The sequence below is a fragment of the Pseudomonas sp. VI4.1 genome (genome assembly GCF_002029345.1).
GTDB lineage: Bacteria > Pseudomonadota > Gammaproteobacteria > Pseudomonadales > Pseudomonadaceae > Aquipseudomonas.
Map to the genome: position 1 here is coordinate 58,421 of NZ_MULM01000168.1, position 26,994 is coordinate 85,414.

Annotated in this window: 35 protein-coding genes and 1 pseudogene; 2 read left to right on the forward strand and 34 right to left on the reverse strand. The window is 56.3% G+C overall.

Annotation, left to right across the window (positions count from 1 at the left end):
• Nucleotides 1-39: 39 nt before the first annotated feature.
• Nucleotides 40-2,244 carry an OsmC domain/YcaO domain-containing protein gene (locus tag BZ163_RS21360; RefSeq protein WP_128872497.1) on the forward strand — a complete coding sequence of 735 codons (2,205 nt, stop codon included), beginning with the start codon at nucleotides 40-42 and terminating at the stop codon, nucleotides 2,242-2,244.
• A gap of 185 nt (nucleotides 2,245-2,429) precedes the next feature.
• Here BZ163_RS21360 and BZ163_RS21365 read toward each other — a convergent pair whose 3' ends face one another.
• Both BZ163_RS21365 and BZ163_RS21370 read right to left on the reverse strand, forming a co-directional pair.
• Nucleotides 2,430-2,954 carry a single-stranded DNA-binding protein gene (locus tag BZ163_RS21365; RefSeq protein WP_007896798.1) on the reverse strand — a complete coding sequence of 175 codons (525 nt, stop codon included), beginning with the start codon at nucleotides 2,952-2,954 and terminating at the stop codon, nucleotides 2,430-2,432.
• Nucleotides 2,955-2,963: 9 nt separating this feature from the next.
• Nucleotides 2,964-4,361, reverse strand: a complete 1,398-nt coding sequence (locus BZ163_RS21370; RefSeq protein ID WP_128872498.1) for an MFS transporter — start codon at nucleotides 4,359-4,361, stop codon at nucleotides 2,964-2,966.
• Between the two features lie 191 nt (nucleotides 4,362-4,552).
• Here BZ163_RS21370 and uvrA point away from each other — a divergent pair.
• Nucleotides 4,553-7,386: pseudogene (gene uvrA / locus BZ163_RS21375) on the forward strand (excinuclease ABC subunit UvrA).
• 140 nt (nucleotides 7,387-7,526) lie between these two features.
• Here the strand turns inward: uvrA and bfr are convergent.
• From bfr to fusA, 32 genes are all read right to left on the reverse strand, one after another.
• On the reverse strand, nucleotides 7,527-7,991 hold the full coding sequence (gene bfr / locus BZ163_RS21380) for a bacterioferritin (protein ID WP_128872499.1): 465 nt from the start codon (nucleotides 7,989-7,991) through the stop codon (nucleotides 7,527-7,529).
• Between the two features lie 149 nt (nucleotides 7,992-8,140).
• Nucleotides 8,141-9,595 (reverse strand): catalase, encoded by a 1,455-nt coding sequence (locus BZ163_RS21385; RefSeq protein WP_128872500.1) that lies wholly within the window; start codon nucleotides 9,593-9,595, stop codon nucleotides 8,141-8,143.
• Between the two features lie 204 nt (nucleotides 9,596-9,799).
• On the reverse strand, nucleotides 9,800-10,186 hold the full coding sequence (gene rplQ / locus BZ163_RS21390; protein ID WP_008145500.1) for a 50S ribosomal protein L17: 387 nt from the start codon (nucleotides 10,184-10,186) through the stop codon (nucleotides 9,800-9,802).
• A gap of 42 nt (nucleotides 10,187-10,228) precedes the next feature.
• Nucleotides 10,229-11,230: a DNA-directed RNA polymerase subunit alpha gene (rpoA, locus tag BZ163_RS21395; RefSeq protein WP_003176403.1), complete on the reverse strand. Its 1,002-nt coding sequence runs from the start codon at nucleotides 11,228-11,230 to the stop codon at nucleotides 10,229-10,231.
• A 22-nt stretch (nucleotides 11,231-11,252) separates the two neighbouring features.
• Nucleotides 11,253-11,873 (reverse strand): 30S ribosomal protein S4, encoded by a 621-nt coding sequence (gene rpsD / locus BZ163_RS21400; protein WP_003210056.1) that lies wholly within the window; start codon nucleotides 11,871-11,873, stop codon nucleotides 11,253-11,255.
• 18 nt (nucleotides 11,874-11,891) lie between these two features.
• Nucleotides 11,892-12,281 carry a 30S ribosomal protein S11 gene (gene rpsK, locus BZ163_RS21405; RefSeq protein WP_002555466.1) on the reverse strand — a complete coding sequence of 130 codons (390 nt, stop codon included), beginning with the start codon at nucleotides 12,279-12,281 and terminating at the stop codon, nucleotides 11,892-11,894.
• Between the two features lie 30 nt (nucleotides 12,282-12,311).
• Nucleotides 12,312-12,668: a 30S ribosomal protein S13 gene (rpsM, locus tag BZ163_RS21410; protein ID WP_003186020.1), complete on the reverse strand. Its 357-nt coding sequence runs from the start codon at nucleotides 12,666-12,668 to the stop codon at nucleotides 12,312-12,314.
• A gap of 129 nt (nucleotides 12,669-12,797) precedes the next feature.
• Entirely contained in the window at nucleotides 12,798-12,914 is a 117-nt protein-coding gene (gene rpmJ / locus BZ163_RS21415; RefSeq protein WP_002555468.1) for a 50S ribosomal protein L36, read from the reverse strand.
• A 28-nt stretch (nucleotides 12,915-12,942) separates the two neighbouring features.
• Nucleotides 12,943-14,271 (reverse strand): preprotein translocase subunit SecY, encoded by a 1,329-nt coding sequence (secY, locus tag BZ163_RS21420; RefSeq protein WP_128872501.1) that lies wholly within the window; start codon nucleotides 14,269-14,271, stop codon nucleotides 12,943-12,945.
• Nucleotides 14,272-14,709: a 50S ribosomal protein L15 gene (rplO, locus tag BZ163_RS21425; RefSeq protein ID WP_064680056.1), complete on the reverse strand. Its 438-nt coding sequence runs from the start codon at nucleotides 14,707-14,709 to the stop codon at nucleotides 14,272-14,274.
• A gap of 3 nt (nucleotides 14,710-14,712) precedes the next feature.
• Nucleotides 14,713-14,889 carry a 50S ribosomal protein L30 gene (gene rpmD, locus BZ163_RS21430; RefSeq protein WP_003186033.1) on the reverse strand — a complete coding sequence of 59 codons (177 nt, stop codon included), beginning with the start codon at nucleotides 14,887-14,889 and terminating at the stop codon, nucleotides 14,713-14,715.
• Nucleotides 14,890-14,891: 2 nt separating this feature from the next.
• On the reverse strand, nucleotides 14,892-15,392 hold the full coding sequence (rpsE, locus tag BZ163_RS21435; protein WP_007943782.1) for a 30S ribosomal protein S5: 501 nt from the start codon (nucleotides 15,390-15,392) through the stop codon (nucleotides 14,892-14,894).
• 3 nt (nucleotides 15,393-15,395) lie between these two features.
• Nucleotides 15,396-15,746, reverse strand: coding sequence for a 50S ribosomal protein L18 (rplR, locus tag BZ163_RS21440; RefSeq protein WP_003186037.1), 351 nt, complete (start codon nucleotides 15,744-15,746; stop codon nucleotides 15,396-15,398).
• Between the two features lie 10 nt (nucleotides 15,747-15,756).
• Nucleotides 15,757-16,290: a 50S ribosomal protein L6 gene (gene rplF, locus BZ163_RS21445; protein WP_003176412.1), complete on the reverse strand. Its 534-nt coding sequence runs from the start codon at nucleotides 16,288-16,290 to the stop codon at nucleotides 15,757-15,759.
• Between the two features lie 12 nt (nucleotides 16,291-16,302).
• Entirely contained in the window at nucleotides 16,303-16,695 is a 393-nt protein-coding gene (gene rpsH / locus BZ163_RS21450) for a 30S ribosomal protein S8 (protein WP_003186040.1), read from the reverse strand.
• A 209-nt stretch (nucleotides 16,696-16,904) separates the two neighbouring features.
• On the reverse strand, nucleotides 16,905-17,210 hold the full coding sequence (gene rpsN, locus BZ163_RS21455) for a 30S ribosomal protein S14 (RefSeq protein ID WP_003176414.1): 306 nt from the start codon (nucleotides 17,208-17,210) through the stop codon (nucleotides 16,905-16,907).
• 13 nt (nucleotides 17,211-17,223) lie between these two features.
• The gene (gene rplE, locus BZ163_RS21460; RefSeq protein ID WP_003176415.1) at nucleotides 17,224-17,763 is read right to left on the reverse strand and encodes a 50S ribosomal protein L5; all 540 of its coding nucleotides are present in this window, start codon (nucleotides 17,761-17,763) and stop codon (nucleotides 17,224-17,226) included.
• 22 nt (nucleotides 17,764-17,785) lie between these two features.
• The gene (gene rplX, locus BZ163_RS21465; RefSeq protein ID WP_003176416.1) at nucleotides 17,786-18,100 is read right to left on the reverse strand and encodes a 50S ribosomal protein L24; all 315 of its coding nucleotides are present in this window, start codon (nucleotides 18,098-18,100) and stop codon (nucleotides 17,786-17,788) included.
• Nucleotides 18,101-18,111: 11 nt separating this feature from the next.
• Nucleotides 18,112-18,480, reverse strand: a complete 369-nt coding sequence (rplN, locus tag BZ163_RS21470; RefSeq protein WP_002555479.1) for a 50S ribosomal protein L14 — start codon at nucleotides 18,478-18,480, stop codon at nucleotides 18,112-18,114.
• Between the two features lie 23 nt (nucleotides 18,481-18,503).
• Nucleotides 18,504-18,770 carry a 30S ribosomal protein S17 gene (gene rpsQ / locus BZ163_RS21475; protein WP_003176419.1) on the reverse strand — a complete coding sequence of 89 codons (267 nt, stop codon included), beginning with the start codon at nucleotides 18,768-18,770 and terminating at the stop codon, nucleotides 18,504-18,506.
• A gap of 2 nt (nucleotides 18,771-18,772) precedes the next feature.
• Complete coding sequence (rpmC, locus tag BZ163_RS21480) at nucleotides 18,773-18,964, reverse strand: 50S ribosomal protein L29 (protein WP_008030901.1); 192 nt, start codon at nucleotides 18,962-18,964, stop codon at nucleotides 18,773-18,775.
• Nucleotides 18,964-19,377, reverse strand: coding sequence for a 50S ribosomal protein L16 (gene rplP, locus BZ163_RS21485; protein ID WP_007943783.1), 414 nt, complete (start codon nucleotides 19,375-19,377; stop codon nucleotides 18,964-18,966). Before rplP ends, rpmC begins: the two co-directional genes overlap by 1 nt.
• A 12-nt stretch (nucleotides 19,378-19,389) precedes the next feature.
• Nucleotides 19,390-20,076, reverse strand: coding sequence for a 30S ribosomal protein S3 (rpsC, locus tag BZ163_RS21490; protein ID WP_003176422.1), 687 nt, complete (start codon nucleotides 20,074-20,076; stop codon nucleotides 19,390-19,392).
• Nucleotides 20,077-20,089: 13 nt separating this feature from the next.
• Nucleotides 20,090-20,422, reverse strand: coding sequence for a 50S ribosomal protein L22 (rplV, locus tag BZ163_RS21495; protein ID WP_003103908.1), 333 nt, complete (start codon nucleotides 20,420-20,422; stop codon nucleotides 20,090-20,092).
• A 13-nt stretch (nucleotides 20,423-20,435) separates the two neighbouring features.
• Nucleotides 20,436-20,711 carry a 30S ribosomal protein S19 gene (rpsS, locus tag BZ163_RS21500; RefSeq protein WP_002555486.1) on the reverse strand — a complete coding sequence of 92 codons (276 nt, stop codon included), beginning with the start codon at nucleotides 20,709-20,711 and terminating at the stop codon, nucleotides 20,436-20,438.
• Between the two features lie 16 nt (nucleotides 20,712-20,727).
• On the reverse strand, nucleotides 20,728-21,552 hold the full coding sequence (gene rplB / locus BZ163_RS21505) for a 50S ribosomal protein L2 (protein WP_032884535.1): 825 nt from the start codon (nucleotides 21,550-21,552) through the stop codon (nucleotides 20,728-20,730).
• Between the two features lie 14 nt (nucleotides 21,553-21,566).
• Nucleotides 21,567-21,866 carry a 50S ribosomal protein L23 gene (rplW, locus tag BZ163_RS21510; RefSeq protein WP_002555488.1) on the reverse strand — a complete coding sequence of 100 codons (300 nt, stop codon included), beginning with the start codon at nucleotides 21,864-21,866 and terminating at the stop codon, nucleotides 21,567-21,569.
• Entirely contained in the window at nucleotides 21,863-22,465 is a 603-nt protein-coding gene (gene rplD, locus BZ163_RS21515) for a 50S ribosomal protein L4 (protein WP_007896707.1), read from the reverse strand. The genes rplW and rplD overlap by 4 nt, the downstream gene beginning before the upstream one ends.
• 12 nt (nucleotides 22,466-22,477) lie before the next feature.
• Nucleotides 22,478-23,113, reverse strand: a complete 636-nt coding sequence (gene rplC, locus BZ163_RS21520; protein WP_003186059.1) for a 50S ribosomal protein L3 — start codon at nucleotides 23,111-23,113, stop codon at nucleotides 22,478-22,480.
• Nucleotides 23,114-23,193: 80 nt separating this feature from the next.
• The gene (gene rpsJ / locus BZ163_RS21525; RefSeq protein WP_003186070.1) at nucleotides 23,194-23,505 is read right to left on the reverse strand and encodes a 30S ribosomal protein S10; all 312 of its coding nucleotides are present in this window, start codon (nucleotides 23,503-23,505) and stop codon (nucleotides 23,194-23,196) included.
• Between the two features lie 158 nt (nucleotides 23,506-23,663).
• Nucleotides 23,664-24,857, reverse strand: coding sequence for an elongation factor Tu (gene tuf, locus BZ163_RS21530; protein WP_007896660.1), 1,194 nt, complete (start codon nucleotides 24,855-24,857; stop codon nucleotides 23,664-23,666).
• A gap of 31 nt (nucleotides 24,858-24,888) precedes the next feature.
• The gene (gene fusA, locus BZ163_RS21535; RefSeq protein ID WP_128872502.1) at nucleotides 24,889-26,994 is read right to left on the reverse strand and encodes an elongation factor G; all 2,106 of its coding nucleotides are present in this window, start codon (nucleotides 26,992-26,994) and stop codon (nucleotides 24,889-24,891) included.

Below are 26,994 nucleotides of genomic sequence, written 5' to 3' on the forward strand. Positions count from 1 at the left end.
GCGGCCAAATCGTCTATCCCGTTATTCTGGTAATCCCCCATGGAAATCAAGGTCAACTTTCTCGACAACCTTCGGCTTGAAGCCAAGTTCGATGACTTCACGGTGGTGGCCGATCAACCTATCCGCTACAAGGGCGATGGCTCGGCGCCGGGTCCGTTCGACTACTTCCTGGCGTCGTCGGCACTGTGTGCGGCGTACTTTGTGAAGTTGTACTGCAGTACCCGTAATATCCCCACCGATAACATCCGCCTGTCGCAGAACAATATTGTTGACCCGGAAAACCGCTACAACCAGATTTTCAAGATCCAGGTCGAACTGCCGGCGGACATCTCGGACAAGGACCGCCAGGGCATCCTGCGTTCCATCGACCGTTGCACCGTGAAAAAAGTGGTGCAAGCCGGGCCTGAGTTTGTGATCGAAGAGGTGGAAAACCTCGACGCCGATGCCCAGGCGTTGCTGATGCCTGCTGCCAATTCCGAGACGGGCACCTACATCGTGGGCAAGGATCTGCCGCTGGAGCAGACCATCGCCAATATGTCGGCCATCCTGGCGGACCTGGGCATGAAGATTGAAATCGCCTCGTGGCGCAATATCGTGCCCAATGTCTGGTCGCTGCACATCCGCGATGCGCACTCGCCGATGTGCTTTACCAACGGCAAGGGTGCGACCAAGGAAGGCGCGTTGGCGTCGGCGTTGGGCGAGTTTATCGAGCGACTCAACTGCAACTTCTTCTACAACGACCAGTTCTGGGGCGAAGACATCGCCAACGCAGCGTTTGTGCACTACCCGGATGAACGCTGGTTCAAGCCTGGGCGCAAAGATGCACTGCCAGCCGAGATTCTCGACGAGTACTGCCTGAAGATTTACAACCGTGACGGCGAGCTGCGCGGTTCCCATCTGATCGATACCAACTCGGGCAATGAAGAGCGCGGCATCTGCTCACTGCCGTACGTGCGCCAGTCGGACGGCGAAGTGGTGTATTTCCCGTCCAACCTGGTTGAAAACCTGTTCCTGAGCAACGGCATGAGTGCCGGTAACACCTTGGCCGAAGCCCAGGTGCAGTGCCTGTCGGAGATTTTCGAGCGCGCGGTGAAACGCGAAATCATCGAAGGCGAATTTGCCCTGCCGGATGTGCCGGCCAATGTGCTGGCGAAATACCCCGGGATCCTGGCCGGGATTCAGGCGCTGGAAGAACAGGGGTTCCCCGTGCTGGTGAAGGATGCGTCCCTGGGCGGTGAGTTCCCGGTGATGTGCGTCACGCTGATGAACCCGCGTACCGGCGGTGTGTTCGCCTCGTTCGGTGCTCACCCGAGCCTGGAAGTGGCGCTGGAACGCAGCCTGACCGAATTGCTGCAGGGCCGCAGCTTCGAAGGCCTCAACGACTTGCCCCAGCCGACGTTTGAAGGCCATGCGGTGACCGAGCCGAATAACTTCGTCGAGCACTTCATCGACTCCAGCGGCGTGGTGTCGTGGCGCTTCTTCAGCTCGAAGTCGGATTACGAGTTCGTGGAGTGGGACTTCTCCGGCCAGGGTGAAAACTCGAATGCCGAGGAAGCCGCGACCTTGTTCGGCATTCTCGAAGGCATGGGCAAGCAAGTGTACATGGCGGTCTACGAGCATATCGGCGCTAAGGCGTGCCGCATCCTGGTGCCGGACTATTCGGAAATTTACCCGGTAGACGATCTGATCTGGGATAACACCAACAAGGCGCTGTTCTTCCGCGCCGACATCCTGAACCTGCATCGCCTGGACGAAGATGAACTGAAAGCGCTGGTCGAGCGCCTGGTGGAAAGCGAGCTGGACGACTACACCGACATCACCAGCTTGATCGGCATCGAATTCGACGACAATACCGCCTGGGGCCAGCTGACGATCCTGGAGTTGAAGCTGCTGATTTATCTCGCCTTGCAGCAAGTTGAAGAGGCGAAAGAAGCGGTGGAAATGTTCCTGCAGTACAACGACAACACGGTTGAGCGTGGCTTGTTCTATCAGGCCGTCAACGTGGTGCTGGAGATGAAGCTGGACGAAGACCTGGAACTCGAAGACTACGAAGCCAACTTCCGCCGGATGTTTGGCAACGAGCGGATGGACGCAGCGATCGGATCGGTCAACGGCAGCGTGCGCTTCCATGGCTTGACGCCGACCAGCATGAAACTGGAGGGGCTCGATAGACACCTGCGCCTGATCGACAGCTACAAGAAACTGCACACGGCTCGGGCTAACGTAACGACTTCATCCCGTTGACCTCGATCCTGTAGGAGCCGGCTTGCTGGCGATCCAGGCAGCGCGGTTAATCAGGTAAACCGCGTATCGTTCATCGCCAGCAAGCCGGCTCCTACAACTGGTGCGCAAAAGAAAACCCCCGACCAGTCGAGAGGACTGATCGGGGGTTTCGAGGCTAAACCTTACAAGAAAGTCCAACCCGTATCCTAGAACGGGATATCGTCATCAAAGCTGTCGAAATCCGGAGCCGGCTGCGGAGCGGCCTGCTGCTGTGGCGCCGGACGCGACTGTTGCGGTGCCGACTGCTGTGGACGCGGAGCCTGTTGGCGTGGGGCCGGAGCGGACTGCTGGTAGTTATTGCCCCCGCCTTGTTGATCGCCCTGCTGTGGACGGCCGCCCAGCAGTTGCATGGTGCCTTGCATGTCGACCACGATTTCAGTGGTGTAACGCTTGATGCCGTCTTTTTCCCACTCGCGGGTCTGCAGTTTGCCTTCGATGTAAACCTGCGAACCTTTACGCAGGTATTCGCCGGCGATTTCCGCCACCTTGCCGAACATCGACACACGGTGCCATTCGGTCTTCTCGACCTTTTGACCGGTTTGCTTGTCGGTCCACTGTTCGCTGGTCGCCAGACTCAGGTTGGTCACGGCGTTACCGTTCGGCAGGTAGCGAACTTCGGGATCCTGGCCGCAAGTGCCGACCAATATGACTTTGTTAACCCCACGGGCCATAACGTTCTCCTAGGCTTCGCACGCTGTCGCGGCCGGGTTGTTCACCAGACGCTCGAGGGTGGTGCGATCCAATAGTTCTGTGTCCAATTTGATGTAAATGGCCGCTTCATCCGCGACTATCACTGCATCTGTTACCCCTACGACGGCCATCAGGCGCTCGACCAGACCCGCTTCGCGGATTGCCTCGGGCGACAGCGGCAAGCGCAGGCTCGTGACGTAGGGCGGTTCGCGCATGGTAACAGCAAAGGCCAACCAGAGGGCAGCCAGCCCGGCGCATCCAAGGAAGACAACCGACAAACCGCCATGCTGGAACAGCCAGCCGCCGAGGATCCCGCCCAGCGCCGAACCGAGGAACTGGCTGGTGGAATAAACCCCCATCGCCGTGCCCTTGCCGCCCGCTGGTGAAACCTTGCTGATCAGCGATGGCAATGAAGCTTCCAGCAAGTTGAACGCGGTGAAGAACACCACCGTCCCGATCACCAGAGCCCGCAAGCTATCGCCGAACTGCCAGAAGAATAGCTCAGTGAGCATCAGCGTCAGCACTGCGCCCAATAAAACTCGTTTCATTTTGCGTTTCTTCTCGCCGTAGATGATGAACGGGATCATGGCGAAGAACGAAATCAGCAGCGCGGTCAGGTACACCCACCAGTGCTGCTCCTTGGGCAGACCGGCTTTTTCGACCAGGGCCAGGGGCAATGCAACGAAGCTCGACATCAACATCGCGTGCAACACAAAAATGCCCAGGTCCAGGCGCAGCAGGTCCGGGTGCTTGAGCGTCGGCAGCAGCGCCTGACGCGCGACGCCGGACTCGCGATGCTGCAACGGTCCGGTGGAGCGCGGCACCATGAACATCACGACCAGAATGCCGAACAGCGCCATGCCGCCCGTGGCCAGGAACAGCCCGGACAGACCGAAAGCGCGCGTCAGCAGCGGCCCCACCACCATGGCGACAGCGAACGACAGACCGATAGTCATGCCGATCATGGCCATGGCCTTGGTCCGGTGCTGTTCGCGGGTCAGGTCCGACAACAGCGCCATCACCGCCGCTGAAATCGCCCCGGCACCTTGCAGGATGCGTCCGGCAATCACGCCCCAGATCGAATCGGCATTGGCCGCCAGGACGCTGCCGAGGGCGAAGACGATCAGTCCCAGGTAAATCACCGGGCGGCGGCCGATGCGATCGGATATGAAACCGAAAGGAATCTGAAAAATCGCCTGGGTCAGGCCGTAAGCGCCGATCGCCAGCCCGATGAGGGCCGGGGTCGCTCCCGCCAGATCCATGCCATAGGTCGCCAGTACCGGCAACACCATGAACATGCCAAGCATACGGAACGCGAACACCAGGGCCAGACCGCTTGCTGCGCGTGTCTCACTGCCACTCATGCGTTCGCTGTGGGGATCGTGCATGGAAAAACCTCATGTGAACCGGCGGCGATTCTACCAGTCCCATCGATTGACGGGGTATATCGCGACGCTTTGACGCGCTTCGCTGACAGACTCTTCATGTAAGGCAACAATCCGCTCGTTTGACAGTGTGCATCCATCCAGTATTTGGCCGTATACTCCTACGTTTTCGACGCCCGCCAAGCGAGGCCATTTTGGACAAGATCCTGATTCGTGGGGCCCGAACCCACAACCTGAAGAACATCGACCTGACCCTGCCACGGGACAAACTGATCGTTATCACCGGACTGTCCGGATCCGGCAAATCTTCCTTGGCATTCGACACGCTGTACGCCGAAGGGCAGCGCCGCTACGTCGAATCGCTGTCGGCCTACGCCCGGCAGTTCCTGTCGATGATGGAAAAACCTGACGTCGACACCATCGAAGGTTTGTCGCCAGCCATTTCCATCGAACAGAAATCGACTTCGCACAACCCGCGTTCGACGGTCGGCACCATCACTGAGATCTACGACTACCTGCGCCTGCTCTACGCTCGCGTAGGTATTCCGCGCTGCCCGGATCACGACATTCCGCTGGAAGCCCAGACCGTCAGCCAGATGGTCGACCTGGTCCTCGCGCAACCGGAGGGCAGCAAGCTGATGCTGCTGGCCCCGGTGATCCGCGAGCGTAAAGGCGAACACCTGTCGGTTTTCGAAGAGCTGCGCGCACAAGGCTTCGTTCGGGCCCGGGTCAACGGCAGGCTGTGCGAGCTGGACGAGCTGCCGAAGCTGGACAAACAGAAGAAGCATTCGATCGATGTGGTGGTCGACCGCTTCAAAGTGCGCCCCGATCTGCAACAGCGTCTGGCCGAGTCGTTCGAGACCGCGCTGAAGCTGGCGGACGGCATCGCTCTGGTGGCGCCGATGGACGACGAGCCGGGTGAAGAGATCATCTTCTCCGCGCGCTTCGCCTGCCCGATCTGCGGCCACGCCATCAGCGAGCTCGAACCCAAGCTGTTCTCTTTCAACAACCCGGCCGTGCGTGCCCGACCTGCGATGGCCTGGGCGTAAAGCAGTTCTTCGACATCAAGCGCCTGGTCAATGGCGAACTGACCCTGGCCGAGGGCGCGATACGCGGCTGGGACCGGCGCAACGTGTATTACTTCCAGATGCTCGGGTCGCTGGCCTCGCACTACAAGTTCAGCCTGGAAGTGCCGTTCAACGAACTGCCGGCCGATCAGCAGAAATTCATCCTGCATGGCAGTGGCTCGCAGAACGTCGACTTCAAATACTTGAACGACCGTGGCGATATCGTCAAACGCTCGCACCCGTTCGAAGGCATCGTGCCGAACCTCGAGCGTCGCTACCGCGAAACCGAGTCGGCCTCGGTCCGTGAGGAATTGGCCAAGTTCCTCAGCACCCAGCCTTGCCCTGATTGCCGTGGTACTCGTCTGCGTCGCGAAGCGCGGCACGTTTGGGTCGGCGAGAAAACGCTGCCGGCGGTGACCAATCTGCCGATTGGCGATGCTTGCGAATATTTTGGCGGGCTGAAGCTGACTGGCCGCCGCGGTGAGATTGCCGACAAGATTCTCAAGGAAATCCGCGAGCGCCTGCAGTTCCTGGTCAACGTGGGTCTTGATTATCTGTCGCTGGATCGCAGTGCGGATACGCTGTCTGGCGGTGAGGCCCAGCGGATTCGTCTGGCCAGCCAGATTGGTGCCGGCCTGGTGGGGGTTCTGTACATCCTCGACGAGCCATCGATTGGCCTGCACCAGCGCGACAATGACCGGTTGCTCGGCACGCTCAAGCACCTTCGGGATATCGGCAACACGGTGATCGTGGTCGAGCACGACGAAGATGCGATTCGTCTGGCCGATTACGTGGTCGACATTGGCCCGGGCGCTGGCGTGCATGGCGGGCATATCGTCGCCGAAGGCACGCCGGCCGAGGTCATGGCTCACCCTGACTCGCTGACGGGCAAGTATTTGTCGGGACGGGTAAAGATCGCCGTTCCAGCCAAACGCACTCCGCGCAATAAAAAGTTGTCGCTGTCGCTCAAGGGCGCACGCGGCAATAACTTGCGCGATGTCGACCTGGACATCCCGATCGGCCTGCTCACCTGCGTGACCGGCGTGTCCGGTTCGGGCAAGTCGACGCTGATCAACAACACCCTGTTTCCGTTGAGCGCCACGGCCCTCAACGGTGCCACGACCCTGGAGGCTGCCGCCCACGACAGCATCAAGGGCCTGGAACATCTGGACAAGGTGGTCGACATCGACCAGAGCCCGATCGGGCGTACGCCGCGCTCCAACCCGGCGACCTATACCGGGCTGTTCACGCCGATTCGCGAACTGTTCGCCGGCGTGCCGGAGTCCCGCTCGCGTGGCTATGGTCCAGGACGTTTCTCCTTCAACGTGAAGGGCGGGCGCTGCGAGGCCTGCCAGGGCGATGGCCTGATCAAGGTAGAGATGCACTTCCTGCCGGACATCTATGTCCCGTGCGACGTCTGCAAAAGCAAGCGCTACAACCGCGAAACGCTGGAGATCAAGTACAAGGGCAAGAACATTCACGAAACCCTGGAGATGACCATCGAGGAAGCTCGAGTGTTCTTCGACGCGGTTCCGGCGTTGGCGCGCAAGCTTCAGACGCTGATGGATGTGGGCCTGTCGTACATCAAGCTGGGGCAATCGGCGACCACGTTGTCGGGGGGTGAAGCCCAGCGGGTGAAACTGTCCCGCGAACTGTCCAAACGCGACACCGGCAAGACGTTGTACATCCTCGATGAGCCGACCACCGGCCTGCATTTCGCGGATATCCAACAACTGCTCGACGTCCTGCATCGTCTGCGCGACCACGGTAATACCGTGGTGGTCATCGAGCACAACCTCGACGTGATCAAAACGGCCGACTGGTTGGTGGATCTGGGGCCGGAAGGCGGTTCCAAGGGCGGGCAGATCATTGCTGTCGGCACGCCGGAAGAAGTGTCGGAGATGAAGCAGTCTCACACCGGGTTCTACCTCAAGCCGTTGTTGGAGCGGGATCGGGCCTGAATCCGGCCCATGAAAAAGCCCCTGTCACGTTGTCGGTGACAGGGGCTTTTTGTTAAGAACCTGTGGGAGCCAAGCTTGCTGGCGATAGCGGTCTCATGGACGCCTTCGCCGGCAAGCCGGGCTCCTACAGTTCCGCAGCATCAGAACTGCGATTGCAGGTAATTCTCCAGCCCGATCAACTTGATCAGACCCATCTGCTTTTCAAGCCAATAGGTGTGGTCTTCTTCGGTGTCATGCAATTGAACCCGCAGCATCTCGCGGCTGACATAGTCCTTATGCTGCTCGCAGAGTTTGATGCCCTTGCAGAGCGCGGCGCGGACTTTGTATTCCAGGCGCAGGTCAGCAGCGAGCATGTCAGGCACAGTGGTGCCAACATCAAGGTCGTCCGGACGCATACGCGGTGTGCCTTCGAGCATCAGAATCCGGCGCATCAGGGCATCAGCGTGTCCGGCTTCTTCTTCCATCTCGTGATTGATACGTTCGTAGAGCTCGGTGAAACCCCAGTCCTCGTACATCCGCGAATGGATGAAATATTGATCACGCGCCGCCAGCTCGCCGGTCAGCAACGTGTTGAGGTAATCGATTACGTCTGGGTGGCCTTGCATCGCCCTACATCTCCCTGCTTTAAAGTCTGTAGTTTGAACCAACCTCGGCGCAAGGTCACTCACTTCGCGCTATAAAAGCGAAGATATTCTGAGAAAAGCAGCTTAAATAACGCAAAAACCGCCCAAATGAGGGCGGTTCTGCTTCTCGTTTAGACTTCGTTAAGCTGTACGCCCAATACCTTTGCGATTGCTTCTCCATACGCCTGATCGGCCCTGAAGAAATGCTGCAATTGACGGTCAATCACATCACCGGAAACCCCGGCCATTGCACCGGCGATGTTGTTGACCAGCAGGTTTTTCTGCTCAGCGCTCATCAACCGAAACAGTGCGCCGGCGTGGCTGTAGTAGTCGGTATCTTCGCGGTGATCGTAGCGATCCGCCGCGCCGCTCAGCGCCAAGGCAGGCTCGGCATAACGAGGAGCCTGTTTCGGCGACTCGACGTAGCTGTTTGGCTCATAGTTAGGTGCCGCACCGCCATTGGCGCCGAACGCCATCGACCCATCACGCTGGTAGCTGTTCACCGGACTGCGAGGCGCGTTCACCGGCAGTTGCTGGTGGTTGGTGCCGATACGGTAGCGGTGAGCATCCGCGTAAGCGAACACCCGACCTTGCAGCATGCGGTCTGGCGACAGCCCGACGCCGGGTACCATGTTGCTCGGACCGAACGCAGCCTGTTCCACTTCTGCGAAGTAATTCAGCGGATTGCGGTTGAGTTCCAGTTCGCCGACTTCGATCAGCGGAAATTGTTTCTGCGACCAGGTCTTGGTCACGTCGAAAGGGTTCTCATGGTGCGCCGCGGCTTGAGCCTCGGTCATGATCTGAATGCACACGCGCCATTTCGGAAAATCACCACGTTCGATCGCCTCGAACAGGTCACGCTGTGCGTAATCCGGATCGGTACCGGCCAGGCGTGCCGCATCTGCCGGGGCCAGGTTTTTGATCCCTTGCTGGGTCTTGTAGTGCCATTTCACCCAGTGCCGCTCGCCATTGGCGTTGATCAGGCTGTAGGTGTGGCTACCAAAGCCGTGCATGTGACGGTAACCGTCGGGAATGCCGCGGTCCGAGAACAGAATGGTGACCTGGTGCAACGCCTCAGGTGAATGCGACCAGAAGTCCCACATCATCTGCGCACTTTTCAGGTTGCTTTGCGGCAGGCGCTTTTGGGTGTGGATAAAATCCGGAAATTTGAGTGGGTCACGAATGAAAAATACCGGCGTGTTGTTGCCGACAATGTCCCAGTTACCTTCCTCGGTATAGAACTTCAGGGCGAATCCGCGTGGATCGCGCTCGGTGTCGGCCGAACCGCGCTCACCGCCGACGGTGGAAAACCGCAGGAAGGTTGGGGTTTGCTTGCCGATGGACTCAAACAGCTTGGCGCTGCTGTACCCGGTGATGTCACGCGTTACAGTGAACGTACCGTAAGCACCCGAGCCTTTGGCGTGTACACGGCGCTCAGGGATGTTTTCACGGTTGAAGTGCGCAAGCTTCTCGATCAGGTGGAAGTCGTCGAGCAGCAGCGGGCCACGAGGGCCAGCGGAACGGGAATTCTGGTTGTCGGCGACAGGAGCGCCACTGGCGGTGGTAAGCGTTTTACTTTGGCTCATGCGATCTCATCCTTTGTCGGTCTTGAACGGCCGGCTAATCGGCTGACTCGGAGTATCGACCAGGAACACGACGCCATCAAATTTATTAAATCGCCTGCACCGATAGAAAATACTAATCCTTAGCATGACGGCGACGGCCAAGGCTTTTCGAGCGCGCACAAAAAACCGGGCACAAGGCCCGGTTTTTCGTTTCAGACTGACGTCTTACTCAGCGGATACAGCTTCACCACCGGCAGGACGATCAACCAACTCGACGTACGCCATAGGCGCGTTGTCGCCAGTGCGGAAGCCGCACTTGAGGATGCGCAGGTAGCCACCCTCACGGGTAGCGTAACGCTTGCCCAGGTCGTTGAAGAGCTTACCAACGATAGCTTTCGAACGAGTACGGTCGAAAGCCAGACGGCGGTTAGCCAGGCTGTCTGTCTTGGCCAAAGTGATCAGCGGCTCAGCAACGCGACGCAGTTCTTTAGCTTTCGGCAGTGTAGTTTTGATCAGCTCGTGCTCGAACAGCGACACTGCCATGTTTTGAAACATGGCCTTGCGGTGCGAGCTAGTGCGGCTCAGGTGACGACCACTTTTACGATGACGCATGGTTCATTCCTTACCAAACACAACGTTCGGTGATTACGACGATCAGGCAGTCGCCTTGTCGTCCTTCTTAAGACTTGCAGGCGGCCAGTTGTCGAGGCGCATGCCGAGGGACAGACCGCGGGAGGCCAGAACGTCCTTGATTTCAGTCAAGGATTTCTTGCCAAGGTTCGGAGTCTTCAACAGCTCTACTTCGGTACGCTGAATCAGGTCACCGATGTAGTAGATGTTTTCCGCCTTAAGGCAGTTAGCCGAACGTACAGTCAGTTCCAGATCGTCAACCGGGCGAAGCAGGATCGGATCGATCTCGTCTTCCTGCTCGATTACCACTGGTTCGCTGTCACCTTTGAGGTCGACGAACGCAGCCAACTGCTGTTGCAGAATGGTTGCAGCACGGCGGATAGCCTCTTCAGGATCCAGGGTACCGTTGGTTTCCAGATCAATAACCAGCTTGTCCAGGTTAGTACGCTGCTCGACACGGGCGTTTTCCACCACGTATGCGATACGGCGAACCGGGCTGAACGAAGAGTCAAGCTGCAAGCGACCGATGCTGCGGCTTTCGTCTTCATCGCTCTGACGCGAGTCTGCCGGTTCATAACCACGACCACGAGCTACGGTGAGCTTCATGTTCAAGGCGCCGTTAGACGCCAGGTTAGCGATTACGTGATCGGGGTTAACGATCTCGACATCATGATCCAGCTGAATATCGGCAGCGGTAACCACCCCCGAACCCTTCTTCGACAAGGTCAGCGTAACTTCGTCACGGCCGTGCAGCTTGATAGCCAGACCTTTAAGGTTCAACAGGATTTCAATTACGTCTTCCTGTACACCTTCGATGGCGCTGTACTCGTGGAGCACACCGTCAATCTCGGCCTCGACTACTGCACAGCCGGGCATTGAGGACAACAGGATGCGGCGCAGCGCGTTGCCCAGGGTGTGGCCAAAACCACGCTCGAGAGGCTCGAGAGTGATCTTGGCGCGGGTTGGACTGACAACCTGCACATCAATATGGCGGGGTGTCAGGAACTCATTTACCGAAATCTGCATGGATGCACCTATTTTCTAGCCCTTACTTGGAGTAGAGCTCGACAATCAGGCTTTCGTTGATGTCGGCGGACAGATCACTGCGAGCTGGAACGTTCTTGAAAACGCCCGACTTCTTCTCAGTGTCTACTTCTACCCATTCTACGCGGCCACGTTGGGCACACAGATCGAGAGCTTGGACAATGCGAAGTTGGTTCTTTGCTTTCTCGCGAATCGCGACCACGTCACCAGCACGAACCTGGTACGACGGCACGTTTACGGTCTGACCGTTAACGCTGACGGATTTGTGCGATACCAGCTGACGGGATTCGGCACGAGTAGAGCCAAAACCCATACGGTATACAACGTTGTCCAGACGGCATTCGAGCAGTTGCAACAGGTTTTCGCCGGTTGCACCTTTCTTGCCAGCAGCTTCTTTGTAGTAGCCGCTGAATTGACGCTCGAGAACGCCGTAGATACGACGGACCTTCTGCTTTTCACGCAGTTGGGTGCCGTAATCGGACTGGCGACCGCGGCGTTGGCCGTGGATACCAGGTGCTGCTTCAATGTTGCACTTCGATTCGATCGCGCGCACGCCGCTCTTCAGGAAGAGATCGGTGCCTTCGCGACGAGCGAGTTTGCATTTTGGACCAATGTAACGAGCCATTCTTTACAATCTCCTGGATTACACGCGGCGCTTCTTCGGCGGACGGCACCCGTTGTGCGGGATTGGCGTCACGTCGGTGATGCTGGCGATCTTATAGCCACAGCCGTTCAAAGCACGGACAGCAGACTCACGACCTGGACCTGGACCTTTGACGTTAACGTCGAGGTTTTTCAGGCCGTATTCCAGCGCAGCTTGACCAGCACGTTCAGCAGCTACTTGAGCAGCAAACGGGGTGGACTTGCGGGAACCGCGGAAACCCGAACCACCGGAGGTAGCCCAAGAAAGCGCGTTACCTTGACGGTCGGTGATGGTCACGATTGTGTTGTTAAAAGAAGCATGGATGTGGGCGATGCCATCAACCACTGTCTTTTTAACTTTTTTACGAGGACGAGCAGCAGGTTTTGCCATGATAATTTTCCTGTCGATTCGCTGGGGCGATTACTTGCGGATCGGCTTACGCGGACCTTTACGGGTACGCGCGTTAGTCTTGGTACGCTGACCGCGTACTGGAAGACCACGACGATGACGCAGACCGCGATAGCAACCGAGGTCCATCAAACGCTTGATTTTCATGTTGATTTCGCGACGCAGGTCACCTTCAGTGGTGAACTTCGCCACTTCGCCACGCAGCTGTTCAATCTGCTCGTCGCTCAGATCCTTGATCTTTGCGGCTGGGTTTACCCCAGTCACTGCACAAATTTTCTGTGCAGTTGTGCGACCAACACCATAGATGTAGGTCAGCGAGATAACAGTGTGCTTGTTATCTGGAATGTTAACGCCTGCAATACGGGCCATTCAGTGGGACTCCAATTGACAGCTACCTACGCCCCGGAAGCCAAGAAATAGGGCGCGAGATAATATCGCTGTAATAACAAATAATCAACCCGGCAGCGCACTAGCTGCCGGGCTTCAAGCGGATCACACTCAGCCTTGGCGCTGTTTGTGACGCGGTTCCGCGCTGCAAATTACTCGAACAACACCTTCGCGGCGAATAATCTTGCAGTTACGGCACAGCTTTTTCACCGATGCACGAACTTTCATCACCAACTCCTCGAACCTTATGGGGTACTCAGCGCAACATGCCGCTGCCGTAGCCCTTCAGGTTGGCTTTCTTCATCAGGGATTCGTACTGGTGCGAAACGAGGTGCGATTGTACTTGGGACATGAAGTCCATCACAACCACGACGACGATCAGCAACGAGGTCCCGCCAAGGTAGAACGGAACGTTTGCTGCAACCACCAGGAACTGGGGCAACAGGCACACGGCCGTCATATATAGAGCACCGAACAGGGTCAAACGGGTCAGAACGCCATCAATGTAGCGCGCCGACTGCTCGCCTGGACGGATGCCCGGAATAAAGGCACCGGACTTCTTCAGGTTTTCCGCTACGTCTTTCGGATTGAACATCAACGCCGTATAGAAGAAGCAGAAGAAAATAATCCCTGCACTAAACAGCAGAATATTCAACGGCTGACCAGGAGCGATCGACTGCGAGATGTCCTGCAACCAGCCCAAACCTTCGGACTGGCCGAACCAGGTACCCAACGAAGCCGGGAACAGCAAGATGCTGCTCGCGAAAATAGCCGGAATAACACCGGCCATGTTCACCTTCAGCGGCAAGTGGCTGGTCTGCGCAGCGAAGACCTTGCGGCCCTGCTGGCGCTTGGCGTAGTGAACAGCAATACGACGCTGACCACGCTCAATGAACACCACGAAACCGATAATCGCTACTGCCAGCAAACCGATGGCAACCAGGGCGAAAATGTTGATATCACCCTGACGCGCAGACTCGAAAGACTGCCCGATCGCTCTCGGAAGACCGGCGACGATACCTGCGAAAATCAACATCGAGATACCGTTGCCAACACCACGCTCAGTAATCTGCTCACCCAGCCACATCATGAACATCGCACCAGCCACAAAAGTGGATACCGCGACGAAATGGAAGCCAAAGTCACCAGTGAACGATACGCCCTGCCCCGCCAGACCAATGGACATGCCAATGGCCTGAACAAGAGCGAGGACGACAGTGCCGTAGCGGGTGTACTGGGCGATCTTGCGACGCCCAGATTCACCTTCCTTCTTCAACTGCTCCAGTTGCGGGCTGACGGCGGACATCAGTTGCATGATGATCGATGCCGAAATGTACGGCATGATCCCCAGTGCAAAGATGCTCATCCGTTCCAGCGCGCCGCCGGAAAACATGTTGAACAAGCTAAGAATGGTCCCCTCATTCTGTCGAAACAGGTCCGCGAGTCGGTCCGGGTTGATACCTGGAACCGGGATGTGTGCGCCTATTCGGTAGACGATAATCGCCAGGAACAGAAAACGCAGACGAGCCCAGAGTTCAGACATACCGCCTTTGCCGAGCGCAGAGAGAGCACCTTGCTTAGCCATTTATTCCTCGAACTTGCCGCCAGCTGCTTCGATAGCCGCACGCGCACCTTTGGTGGCGCCGATTCCCTTTCCGATGGTGACAGCGCGAGTAACTTCGCCGGACAGCATGATTTTCACACGCTGTACGTTGACGTTGATCACGTTGGCATCTTTCAGGGACTGCACGGAGACGATGTCGCCTTCCACTTTAGCCAGCTCGGACAGACGCACTTCTGCGCGGTCCATGGCCTTCAGGGAAACGAAACCGAACTTCGGCAGGCGACGATGCAGCGGCTGTTGACCGCCTTCAAAGCCTGGAGCGATGGTGCCACCGGAGCGGGAGGACTGACCTTTGTGGCCACGGCCACCGGTCTTGCCCAAACCACTACCGATACCACGGCCCGGACGATGCTTTTCGCGACGGGAACCCGGCGCTGGACTCAGATCATTGAGTTTCATCGATTAACCCTCGACACGCAGCATGTAGTAAGCCTTGTTGATCATCCCGCGATTCTCGGGAGTATCAAGTACTTCTACAGTGTGACCGATGCGACGCAGACCCAGACCCTTAACGCACAGTTTGTGGTTAGGGATGCGGCCGGTCATGCTTTTGATCAGCGTAACTTTAACGGTAGCCATGATCAGAAGATCTCCTTGACGCTTTTGCCACGCTTGGCGGCAATGGATTCAGGAGACTGCATGGCCTTCAAACCTTTGAAAGTGGCGTGAACCACGTTTACCGGGTTAGTCGAGCCGTAGCACTTGGCCAGAACGTTCTGAACGCCAGCAACCTCGAGGACAGCACGCATAGCGCCGCCAGCGATGATACCGGTACCTTCAGAAGCAGGCTGCATGTACACCTTCGAAGCGCCGTGACCGGACTTCATTGCGTACTGCAGCGTGGTGCCGTTCAGATCAACTTGGATCATGTTGCGGCGAGCAGCTTCCATTGCCTTCTGGATCGCAGCAGGCACTTCACGTGACTTGCCACGGCCGAAGCCAACACGCCCTTTACCATCACCAACCACGGTCAACGCGGTGAAAGTGAAGATACGGCCGCCTTTAACGGTTTTGGCTACGCGGTTAACTTGAACCAGCTTCTCAATGTAGCCTTCGTCGCGCTTTTGGTCGTTATTTGACATAACTTAGAACTCCAGCCCAGCTTCACGAGCAGCATCAGCCAGCGCCTTGACGCGGCCGTGATACTTGAAGCCAGAGCGGTCGAAAGCCACCTGCGAGACGCCAGCGGCTTTTGCACGCGTAGCGACCAGCTGGCCAACCTTAGTGGCCGCGTCGATGTTGCCAGTGGCGCCATCACGCAGTTCTTTATCCAAAGTCGAGGCAGATGCCAGGACTTTGTTGCCGTCGGCCGAAATGACCTGGGCGTAGATGTGCTGCGACGAGCGGAACACGCAGAGACGCACGACTTCGAGTTCGTGCATTTTCAGGCGTGCTTTGCGAGCGCGACGCAGTCGAGTAACTTTTTTGTCGGTCATTTGCTATGCCCTACTTCTTCTTGGCTTCTTTACGACGGACGACTTCGTCCGCGTAGCGCACACCTTTGCCTTTGTACGGCTCTGGTGGACGGAAGTCGCGGATCTCGGCGGCCACTTGACCTACCAGCTGCTTATCGATGCCCTTGATCAGGATATCGGTCTGGCTAGGAGTCTCAGCGGTGATGCCTTCCGGCAGTTCATAATCCACTGGGTGCGAGAAGCCAAGAGCCAGGTTCAGCACTGTGCCTTTTGCTTGCGCTTTGTAACCAACACCGACCAGCTGGAGCTTGCGCTCGAAGCCTTGGCTTACGCCTTGGACCATGTTGTTTACCAACGCACGAGTGGTACCAGCCATTGCGCGAGTCTGTTGATCGCCATTGCGAGCAGCAAAACGCAGCTCACCGGCTTCTTCAACAATCTCAACGGACGAATGGATGTTCAGTTCGAGAGTGCCCTTGGCACCCTTCACCGAAAGCTGTTGGCCTGCGAATTTGACTTCGACACCGGCTGGCAGCTTAACGGGGTTCTTAGCGACGCGTGACATGCTTATCCCCCCTTAGAACACAGTGCAAAGAACTTCGCCGCCGACACCGGCAGCGCGCGCAGCACGATCCGTCATCACACCTTTGTTGGTGGAGACGATAGACACACCGAGACCGCCACGAACTTTCGGCAGATCATCGACGGACTTGTACTGACGCAGGCCTGGACGGCTAACGCGCTTCACTTCTTCGATGACCGGACGGCCTTCGAAATATTTCAGCTCGATAGACAGCAGTGGCTTGATTTCGCTGCTGATCTGATAACCCGCAATGTAACCTTCGTCCTTCAGGACTTTGGCAACAGCTACCTTCAAAGTAGAAGATGGCATGCTTACGACGGACTTTTCAGCCATCTGGGCATTACGGATTCGAGTTAGCATGTCCGCTAACGGGTCCTGCATACTCATGGGCTAGACGCTCCTAATACACAAAAAATTAGCCTTGCGGCTACTACGTGTCGCCGAGCCATCCATGCGAAAAAAGCACGGGCTCAGGCGAGCCGGGTATTCTAGACACACCCCACAAATGAATCAAGCCCCAAAAGGGGCTTGATTCAAGTTCAAGGTCACCGGCGGTCAGGATCTTGCGAGCCTGGACGCCGAGACTTTGACAGTGCTTACCAGCTGGCTTTAACCAGACCAGGTACGTCACCACGCATTGCAGCTTCACGCAGCTTGTTACGGCCAAGGCCGAACTTGCGGTAAACGCCGTGTGGACGACCGGTCAGGCGGCAGCGGTTACGCATGCGCGAAGCGCTTGCGTCACGTGGCTGCTTCTGCAGAGCGACTGTAGCTTCCCAACGTGCTTCTGGACTTGCGTTCAGATCAACGATGATAGCTTTCAGTGCTGCACGCTTTTTGGCGTACTTGGCAACCGTGAGCTGACGCTTCAGCTCGCGGTTTTTCATGCTCATCTTGGCCATTTTCCTACTCCAATCAGTTGCGGAACGGGAATTTGAAAGCACGCAACAGGGCGCGACCTTCATCATCGTTCTTGGCAGTGGTGGTCAGGGTAATGTCCAGACCGCGGAGAGCATCGATCTTGTCGTAGTCGATTTCCGGGAAGATGATCTGCTCTTTAACGCCCATGCTGTAGTTACCACGACCATCGAAGGACTTGGCATTCAGGCCGCGGAAGTCGCGAACCCGAGGCAGGGAGATCGACAGCAGACGATCCAGGAACTCGTACATACGCTCACGGCGCAGGGTCACTTTGACGCCGATCGGCCAACCTTCACGGACTTTAAAGCCAGCGATGGATTTCCGAGCGTAAGTCACAACGACTTTCTGACCGGTGATCTTTTCCAGGTCGGCAACAGCGTGCTCGATGACTTTTTTGTCACCGACCGCTTCGCCCAGACCCATGTTCAGGGTGATTTTTGTAACGCGTGGAACTTCCATCACGTTCGAAAGCTTAAGTTCTTCCTTAAGTTTCGGTGCGATTTCCTTCCAGTAAATCTCTTTTAGTCGTGCCATGGTCTTATCTACCTAGCAGTGTTCAAGCATCAACCGCTTTTTGGGTCGACTTGAAGACACGAATTTTCTTGCCGTCTTCTACTTTGAAACCAACGCGATCAGCCTTGTTGGTTTCGCCGTTGAAAATGGCGACGTTAGAAGCGTCCAGTGGAGCTTCTTTTTCGACGATACCGCCTTGCACGCCCGACATCGGGTTAGGCTTGGTATGACGCTTTACCAGGTTCAGACCGCCGATAACCAGACGGTTATTAGCGAGAACCTTAAGCACCTTACCGCGCTTACCTTTGTCTTTGCCGGCGATCACGATGATCTCGTCGTCACGACGAATCTTTTGCATGTCGGATCTCCTTACAGCACTTCTGGGGCGAGCGAGACGATCTTCATGAACTTCTCAGTACGAAGTTCACGGGTCACTGGCCCAAAGATACGGGTGCCGATCGGCTCTTGCTTGTTGTTCAGAAGAACAGCAGCGTTGCCATCAAAGCGGATAATGGAGCCATCAGCACGACGTACGCCGTGACGAGTGCGGACTACAACAGCAGTCATCACTTGGCCTTTTTTCACTTTACCGCGAGGAATTGCTTCCTTCACGGTAACTTTGATGATGTCACCGATACCAGCGTAACGACGATGGGAGCCACCCAGCACCTTGATGCACATAACGCGGCGTGCGCCGCTGTTATCGGCCACATCGAGCATGGATTGAGTCTGAATCATATAATTTCTCCGACCCCTAGTCCTTAGACTTCCACAGCGCGTTCGAGAACATCAACCAGCGCCCAAGACTTGGTCTTGGCCAAAGGACGAGTTTCACGAATAGTGACTTTGTCGCCGATGTGGCACTGATTGGTTTCGTCGTGCGCGTGCAGCTTAGTCGAACGCTTAACGTATTTACCGTAGATCGGGTGCTTTACGCGACGCTCGATCAGAACGGTGATGGTCTTGTCCATTTTGTCGCTGACAACACGGCCAGTCAGCGTACGGACGGTTTTTTCGGCTTCAGCCATGATTACTTACCTGCCTGCTGTTTGAGCACAGTCTTCACGCGAGCGATGTCACGCTTAACTTGCCGGAGCAGGTGAGACTGCCCCAACTGGCCAGTTGCTTTCTGCATACGCAGATTGAACTGGTCGCGCAGCAGGCCGAGCAGTTGCTCGTTAAGCTGCGGCGCGTCTTTTTCACGAAGTTCGTTCGCTTTCATCACATCACCGTCCGTTTAACAAAAGCGGTGGCGAGCGGCAGCTTTGCAGCAGCCAGGGCAAAAGCCTCACGCGCCAGCTCTTCAGAAACGCCCTCGATTTCATACAGGACTTTGCCTGGCTGAATCTGGGCAACCCAGTACTCCACACTACCCTTACCTTTACCCATCCGAACTTCGAGGGGCTTTTTGGAAATAGGCTTGTCCGGGAATACACGGATCCAGATCTTGCCGCCACGTTTAACGTGACGGGTCAGTGCACGACGCGCTGACTCGATCTGACGAGCGGTGAGACGACCACGAGCTACAGACTTCAGCGCATATTCGCCGAAGCTGACTTTGCTACCGCGCTGAGCCAGACCACGGTTGTGGCCTGTCATCTGCTTGCGGAACTTCGTACGCTTTGGTTGCAACATTTGGCGTACCCCTTACTTAGCAGCTTTTTTACGAGGCGCTGGTGCTTGTGGTTTCAGTTCTTCTTGGCGACCACCAATTACTTCGCCCTTGAAGATCCAAACCTTTACACCGATCACACCGTAAGTGGTGTGAGCTTCGTAGTTGGCATAGTCGATGTCGGCACGCAGGGTGTGCAGTGGCACACGACCTTCGCGATACCATTCAGTACGTGCGATTTCAGCACCGCCGAGACGACCGCTCACTTGGATTTTGATGCCTTTGGCACCAATGCGCATGGCGTTCTGTACAGCGCGCTTCATAGCGCGACGGAACATTACGCGACGCTCCAGCTGCTGAGCTACGCTCTGCGCAACCAACATACCGTCGAGTTCCGGCTTGCGGATTTCTTCGATATTGATGTGCACAGGCACACCCATTTGTTTGGTCAGGTCCTGACGCAGTTTCTCAACATCTTCACCTTTCTTCCCGATAACGATACCTGGACGAGCGGTGTGGATGGTGATACGTGCAGTTTGAGCCGGACGATGGATATCGATACGGCTTACGGACGCGCTTTTTAGTTTGTCTTGGAGATACTCACGCACCTTCAGATCAGCGAACAAATAGTCCGCATAAGTCCGACCGTCTGCGTACCAGACGGAGGTGTGCTCCTTGACGATTCCCAGGCGAATGCCAATGGGATGTACTTTCTGACCCATCTCTTCGACTCCGTTACTTGTCAGCAACCTTGACAGTGATATGGCAAGACCGCTTGACGATGCGATCAGCACGGCCTTTGGCACGTGGCATGATTCGCTTCAGCGAACGCCCTTCGTTGACGAAAACGGTGCTGACTTTAAGGTCATCAACGTCTGCGCCTTCGTTATGCTCGGCGTTGGCTACGGCCGACTCCAGCACTTTCTTCATGATCTCGGCGGCTTTCTTACTGCTGAAAGCCAACAGGTTGAGCGCTTCGCCCACCTTCTTCCCGCGGATCTGGTCGGCGACCAAGCGGGCTTTCTGGGCGGAGATTCGAGCGCCCGACAACTTAGCGGCTACTTCCATCGTTCCTTACCCCTTAACGCTTGGCTTTCTTGTCTGCCACGTGCCCACGATATGTGCGGGTACCGGCAAACTCGCCCAGTTTGTGGCCGACCATGTCTTCGTTCACGAGAACTGGAACATGTTGACGACCGTTATGCACTGCAATGGTCAAACCGACCATTTGTGGCAGGATCATCGAACGACGCGACCAGGTTTTCACTGGTTTGCGATCGTTCTTTTCCGCCGCCACTTCGATCTTCTTCAGTAGGTGAAGATCAATAAAAGGACCTTTTTTCAGAGAACGTGGCACTGTCGTATCCCTCTATTTACTTGCGACGACGGACGATCATTTTGTCGGTACGCTTATTACCACGAGTCTTCGCGCCCTTAGTCGGGAAGCCCCATGGCGATACCGGATGACGACCACCAGAGGTACGACCTTCACCACCACCATGTGGGTGGTCAACCGGGTTCATGGCAACACCACGAACGGTTGGGCGAACGCCACGCCAGCGTTTGGCACCAGCTTTACCCAGCGAACGCAGGCTGTGCTCGGAGTTCGAGACTTCGCCCAGGGTCGCGCGGCATTCAGCCAGCACTTTACGCATCTCACCAGAACGCAGACGCAGGGTCACGTAGACACCTTCACGAGCGATCAGCTGAGCCGAAGCACCAGCGGAACGAGCGATCTGAGCGCCTTTACCTGGCTTCAATTCGATGCCGTGTACGGTGCTACCAACTGGAATGTTACGCAGTTGCAGAGCGTTGCCCGGCTTGATCGGTGCCAGGGCACCTGCGATCAGCTGGTCGCCAGCACTCACGCCTTTAGGCGCGATGATGTAGCGACGCTCGCCATCTGCGTACAGCAGCAGAGCGATGTGAGCAGTACGGTTTGGATCGTATTCGATACGCTCGACAGTGGCAGTGATGCCATCTTTGTCGTTGCGACGGAAATCGACCAGACGATAATGCTGCTTATGGCCACCACCGATGTGACGAGTGGTAATGCGACCATTGTTGTTACGACCACCAGTCTTCGATTTTTTCTCGAGCAGCGGTGCGTGAGGAGCGCCTTTATGCAGCTCCTGGTTGACCACCTTGACCACAAAACGGCGGCCAGGGGAAGTCGGTTTGCATTTAACGATTGCCATGATGCACCCCTTCCTTACTCAGCACTGCTGCTGAAATCGAGATCTTGGCCTGGCTGAAGGGAGATAACTGCCTTCTTCCAGTCATTACGCTTGCCCAGACCGCGAGCAGTGCGCTTGCTCTTACCCAGAACATTCAGGGTAGTAACACGCTCTACTTTCACGCTGAACAGGCTTTCGACGGCCTTCTTGATTTCCAGCTTGGTTGCGTCAGTTGCAACCTTGAAAACGAACTGGCCTTTCTTGTCAGCCAGAACCGTAGCCTTCTCGGAAACGTGCGGGCCAAGCAGAACTTTAAATACGCGTTCCTGGTTCATCCCAGCAGCTCCTCGAATTTCTTCACGGCCGACACGGTGATCAACACCTTGTCGTATGCGATCAGACTAACTGGATCGGAACCTTGCACGTCACGTACATCAACGTGTGGCAGGTTGCGAGCAGCCAGGTACAGGTTCTGATCAACCACTTCAGACACGATCAAGACGTCAGTCAGGCCCATGCCGGTCAGTTTGTTCAGCAGATCTTTGGTCTTCGGTGCATCAACAGCGAAGTCCTGAACCACAACCAGACGATCAGTACGCACCAGCTCAGCAAGGATGGAACGCATTGCTGCGCGATACATCTTCTTGTTCAGCTTCTGGGTGTGATCCTGAGGACGAGCTGCGAAAGTGGTACCGCCGCCACGCCAGATTGGGCTACGGATAGTACCGGCACGAGCACGGCCAGTACCTTTCTGACGCCATGGGCGCTTACCGCCACCACGAACGTCGGAACGGGTCTTTTGCTGCTTGCTACCTTGACGGCCGCCGGCCATGTAGGCCACGACTGCTTGGTGAACCAGCGTCTCGTTGAATTCGCCGCCAAATGTCAGTTCGGAAACTTCGATCGCTTGAGCGTCATTTACATTTAATTGCATGTCAGCTTCCCCTTAACCGCGAGCCTTGGCTGCTGGACGTACAACCAAGTTGCCGCCAGTAGCGCCAGGAACAGCACCCTTGACCAACAACAGATTGCGTTCAGCGTCCACGCGCACTACTTCGAGGGACTGCACGGTCACGCGCTCAGCGCCCATATGACCGGACATTTTTTTGCCCTTGAATACACGACCAGGAGTCTGGCACTGGCCGATAGAGCCTGGAACGCGGTGGGACACGGAGTTACCGTGGGTATTATCTTGCCCGCGGAAATTCCAACGCTTGATCGTACCCTGGAAGCCTTTACCCTTGGACTGACCGGTTACATCAACCAGTTGACCAGCGGCGAAGATTTCAGCGTTGATCAGATCGCCGGCCTGGTACTCGCCTTCTTCAAGGCGGAATTCCATTACGGTACGACCAGCGGCAACGTTCGCTTTAGCGAAGTGGCCAGCCTGAGCAGCTGTAACACGCGAAGCACGACGCTCGCCTACAGTGACTTGCACTGCACGATAGCCATCGGTCTCTTCAGTTTTGAACTGGGTGACGCGATTCGGCTCGATCTCAATGACCGTGACCGGAATGGAGACACCTTCTTCGGTGAAAATACGGGTCATACCGCATTTACGACCGACTACACCAATAGTCATGTTGTAAACCTCATGAGTGTACGGGGCTTTCACCCGCTATGGCCGCCCATTTCAGAGCGTTACACGACTAAGACCGAGTCTTAGCCGAGGCTGATCTGCACTTCCACACCGGCCGCAAGATCAAGCTTCATAAGAGCATCAACGGTTTTATCCGTTGGCTGGACGATGTCCAGAACGCGCTTATGAGTACGGATCTCGTACTGGTCACGCGCGTCTTTGTTGACGTGCGGGGAGACCAGAACGGTGAACCGCTCTTTACGGGTAGGCAGTGGAATTGGACCACGCACTTGAGCACCAGTACGTTTCGCGGTTTCCACGATTTCCTGGGTGGATTGGTCGATCAGGCGATGGTCAAAAGCCTTCAACCTGATACGGATTTGCTGATTTTGCATTGGATTTCAGACTCCGGCTGCTATTCCCACCGAGCGCAATACGCCCGTTAAAAGGAGGCGCAATTCTATAGACGCCCCATATGGGTGTCAACCCAATAAAAAAGCCCCCCGCTGAGCGGGGGGCCTCTTCAACTCATCGAAGCCTGCTCAAAAAGAGCTTACTCGATGATTTTGGCTACGACGCCAGCGCCGACGGTACGACCGCCTTCACGGATAGCGAAACGCAGACCGTCTTCCATTGCGATGGTCTTGATCAGGGTGACAACCATTTTGATGTTGTCGCCTGGCATTACCATTTCAACGCCTTCCGGCAGTTCGCAGTTACCAGTCACGTCAGTAGTACGGAAGTAGAACTGTGGACGGTAGCCTTTGAAGAACGGAGTGTGACGACCGCCTTCTTCTTTGCTCAGTACGTACACTTCAGCTTCGAACTTGGTGTGCGGCTTGACCGAACCTGGCTTAACCAGAACCTGGCCACGCTCAACGTCGTCACGCTTGGTACCACGCAGCAGAACGCCGCAGTTCTCGCCAGCACGACCTTCGTCGAGCAGCTTACGGAACATTTCAACACCGGTGCAGGTGGTGACGGTAGTGTCACGCAGACCAACGATTTCCAGTGGATCCTGAACCTTGACGATACCGCGCTCGATACGGCCAGTTACAACAGTACCGCGACCGGAGATCGAGAATACGTCTTCGATTGGCATCAGGAACGGCTTGTCGATAACACGGACTGGATCTGGGATGTAGCTGTCCAGAGTCTCAACCAGTTTACGAACGGCAGTGGTGCCCATTTCGTTGTCGTCTTGGCCGTTCAGAGCCATCAGAGCCGAACCGATGATGATCGGAGTGTCGTCACCTGGGAAGTCGTAAGTGCTCAGCAGATCGCGCACTTCCATCTCAACCAGTTCCAGCAGCTCAGCGTCGTCAACCATGTCAGCCTTGTTCAGGAAGACAACGATGTACGGAACGCCAACCTGACGGGACAGCAGGATGTGCTCACGGGTTTGTGGCATCGGACCATCAGCGGCCGAGCAAACCAGGATAGCGCCGTCCATCTGAGCAGCACCGGTGATCATGTTCTTCACATAGTCAGCGTGACCTGGGCAGTCAACGTGAGCGTAGTGACGGATCAGCGAGTTGTATTCAACGTGCGCGGTGTTGATGGTGATACCACGAGCCTTTTCTTCCGGAGCGCTGTCGATCTTGTCGAAAGCAACAACGGCCGAACCGAAAACTTCGGAGCAGACGCGAGTCAGAGCAGCGGTCAGCGTGGTTTTACCGTGGTCGACGTGACCGATGGTGCCAACGTTGACGTGCGGGAGGGTACGGTCAAATTTTTCTTTAGCCACGACAATTAACTCCTAGCCTAAAGGGGCTGAATCAGCCTTGTTTTTTGGTAACAGTTTCGACGATGTGCGACGGAGCTGTATTGTATTTTTTGAATTCCATAGAGTAGCTTGCGCGACCTTGGGACATGGAACGGACGTCGGTCGCATAACCGAACATCTCACCCAGCGGAACTTCGGCGCGAATCACTTTGCCGGAGACCGTGTCTTCCATACCCAGGATCATGCCGCGACGACGGTTAAGGTCGCCCATCACGTCACCCATATAGTCTTCAGGTGTAACCACCTCTACCGCCATGATCGGCTCAAGCAACTCACCACCGCCCTTCTGGGCCAGTTGCTTGGTCGCCATGGAAGCAGCCACCTTAAACGCCATCTCGTTCGAGTCGACGTCGTGGTAGGAACCATCAAACACGGTAGCCTTCAGGCCGATCAGCGGATAGCCGGCAACAACACCGTTCTTCATCTGCTCTTCGATACCCTTCTGGATAGCCGGGATGTATTCCTTGGGAACTACACCACCCACTACTTCGTTCAGGAATTGCAGACCTTCCTGACCTTCGTCAGCAGGTGCAAAACGAATCCAGCAGTGACCGAACTGGCCACGACCGCCGGACTGGCGAACGAACTTGCCTTCGATTTCGCAGCTCTTCGTGATGCGCTCACGGTACGAAACTTGCGGCTTACCGATGTTGGCTTCGACGTTGAACTCACGGCGCATCCGGTCAACCAGGATGTCCAGGTGCAACTCGCCCATGCCGGAGATGATCGTTTGACCAGTCTCTTCATCAGTCTTGACGCGGAAAGACGGGTCTTCCTGAGCAAGTTTGCCCAGAGCGATACCCATTTTTTCCTGGTCGTCCTTGGTCTTAGGCTCTACGGCAACCGAAATAACCGGCTCCGGGAAGTCCATGCGAACCAGGATGATTGGCTTGTCAGCGTTGCACAAAGTCTCACCAGTGGTGACGTCCTTCATGCCGATCAAGGCCGCGATGTCACCAGCGCGTACTTCCTTGATTTCTTCACGGGCGTTTGCGTGCATTTGCACCATACGACCCACGCGCTCTTTCTTGCCTTTGACCGAGTTGATCACGCCGTCGCCGGAGGCCAACACGCCCGAGTAAACGCGGACGAAGGTCAAGGTACCCACGAATGGGTCGGTAGCGATCTTGAACGCCAGGGCCGAGAACGGCTCGCTGTCGTCTGCATGACGCTCCATTTCCTTGGTCTCGTCATCCGGGTCGGTACCCTTGATGGCAGGAATGTCGGAAGGAGCCGGCAGGTAGTCGATCACGGCGTCGAGAACCAGGGGAACGCCCTTGTTCTTGAAGGAAGAACCGCAAACAGCCAAGACGATCTCACCAGCGATAGTACGCTGACGCAGAGCGGCCTTGATTTCCGCGTTGGTGAGTTCTTCACCTTCGAGGTACTTGTTCATCAGCTCTTCGCTGGCTTCGGCCGCAGCCTCAACCATGTTGCCGCGCCATTCGTCAGCCAGTTCCTGCAATTCAGCAGGGATAGGCTTGCGAACTGGAACCATGCCTTTGTCAGCGTCGTTCCAGTAAACAGCTTCCATGGCCATCAGATCGATCTGACCCTGGAAGTTGTCTTCGGAACCGATGGCCAACTGGATCGGCACTGGAGTGTGACCCAGACGCTGCTTGATCTGACCGATCACGCGCAGGAAGTTCGCACCAGCACGGTCCATCTTGTTTACGTAAACAAGACGTGGAACGCCGTATTTGTTGGCTTGACGCCATACGGTTTCCGACTGAGGCTCAACACCCGAGGTGCCGCAGAACACAACGACCGCGCCGTCGAGAACACGCAGGGAACGTTCAACTTCAATAGTGAAGTCAACGTGGCCCGGGGTGTCGATGACGTTGAAGCGGTATTGGTCCTTGTGCTGCTTCTCGGAACCCTGCCAGAAGGCGGTGATAGCAGCAGAAGTAATGGTAATACCACGCTCCTGCTCCTGCACCATCCAGTCTGTGGTCGCGGCGCCGTCATGCACCTCGCCCATTTTGTGACTTTTGCCAGTGTAAAAAAGGACGCGCTCGGTGGTGGTGGTTTTACCAGCATCCACGTGAGCAACGATACCAATGTTACGGTAGCGATTAATCGGTGTAGTACGAGCCAT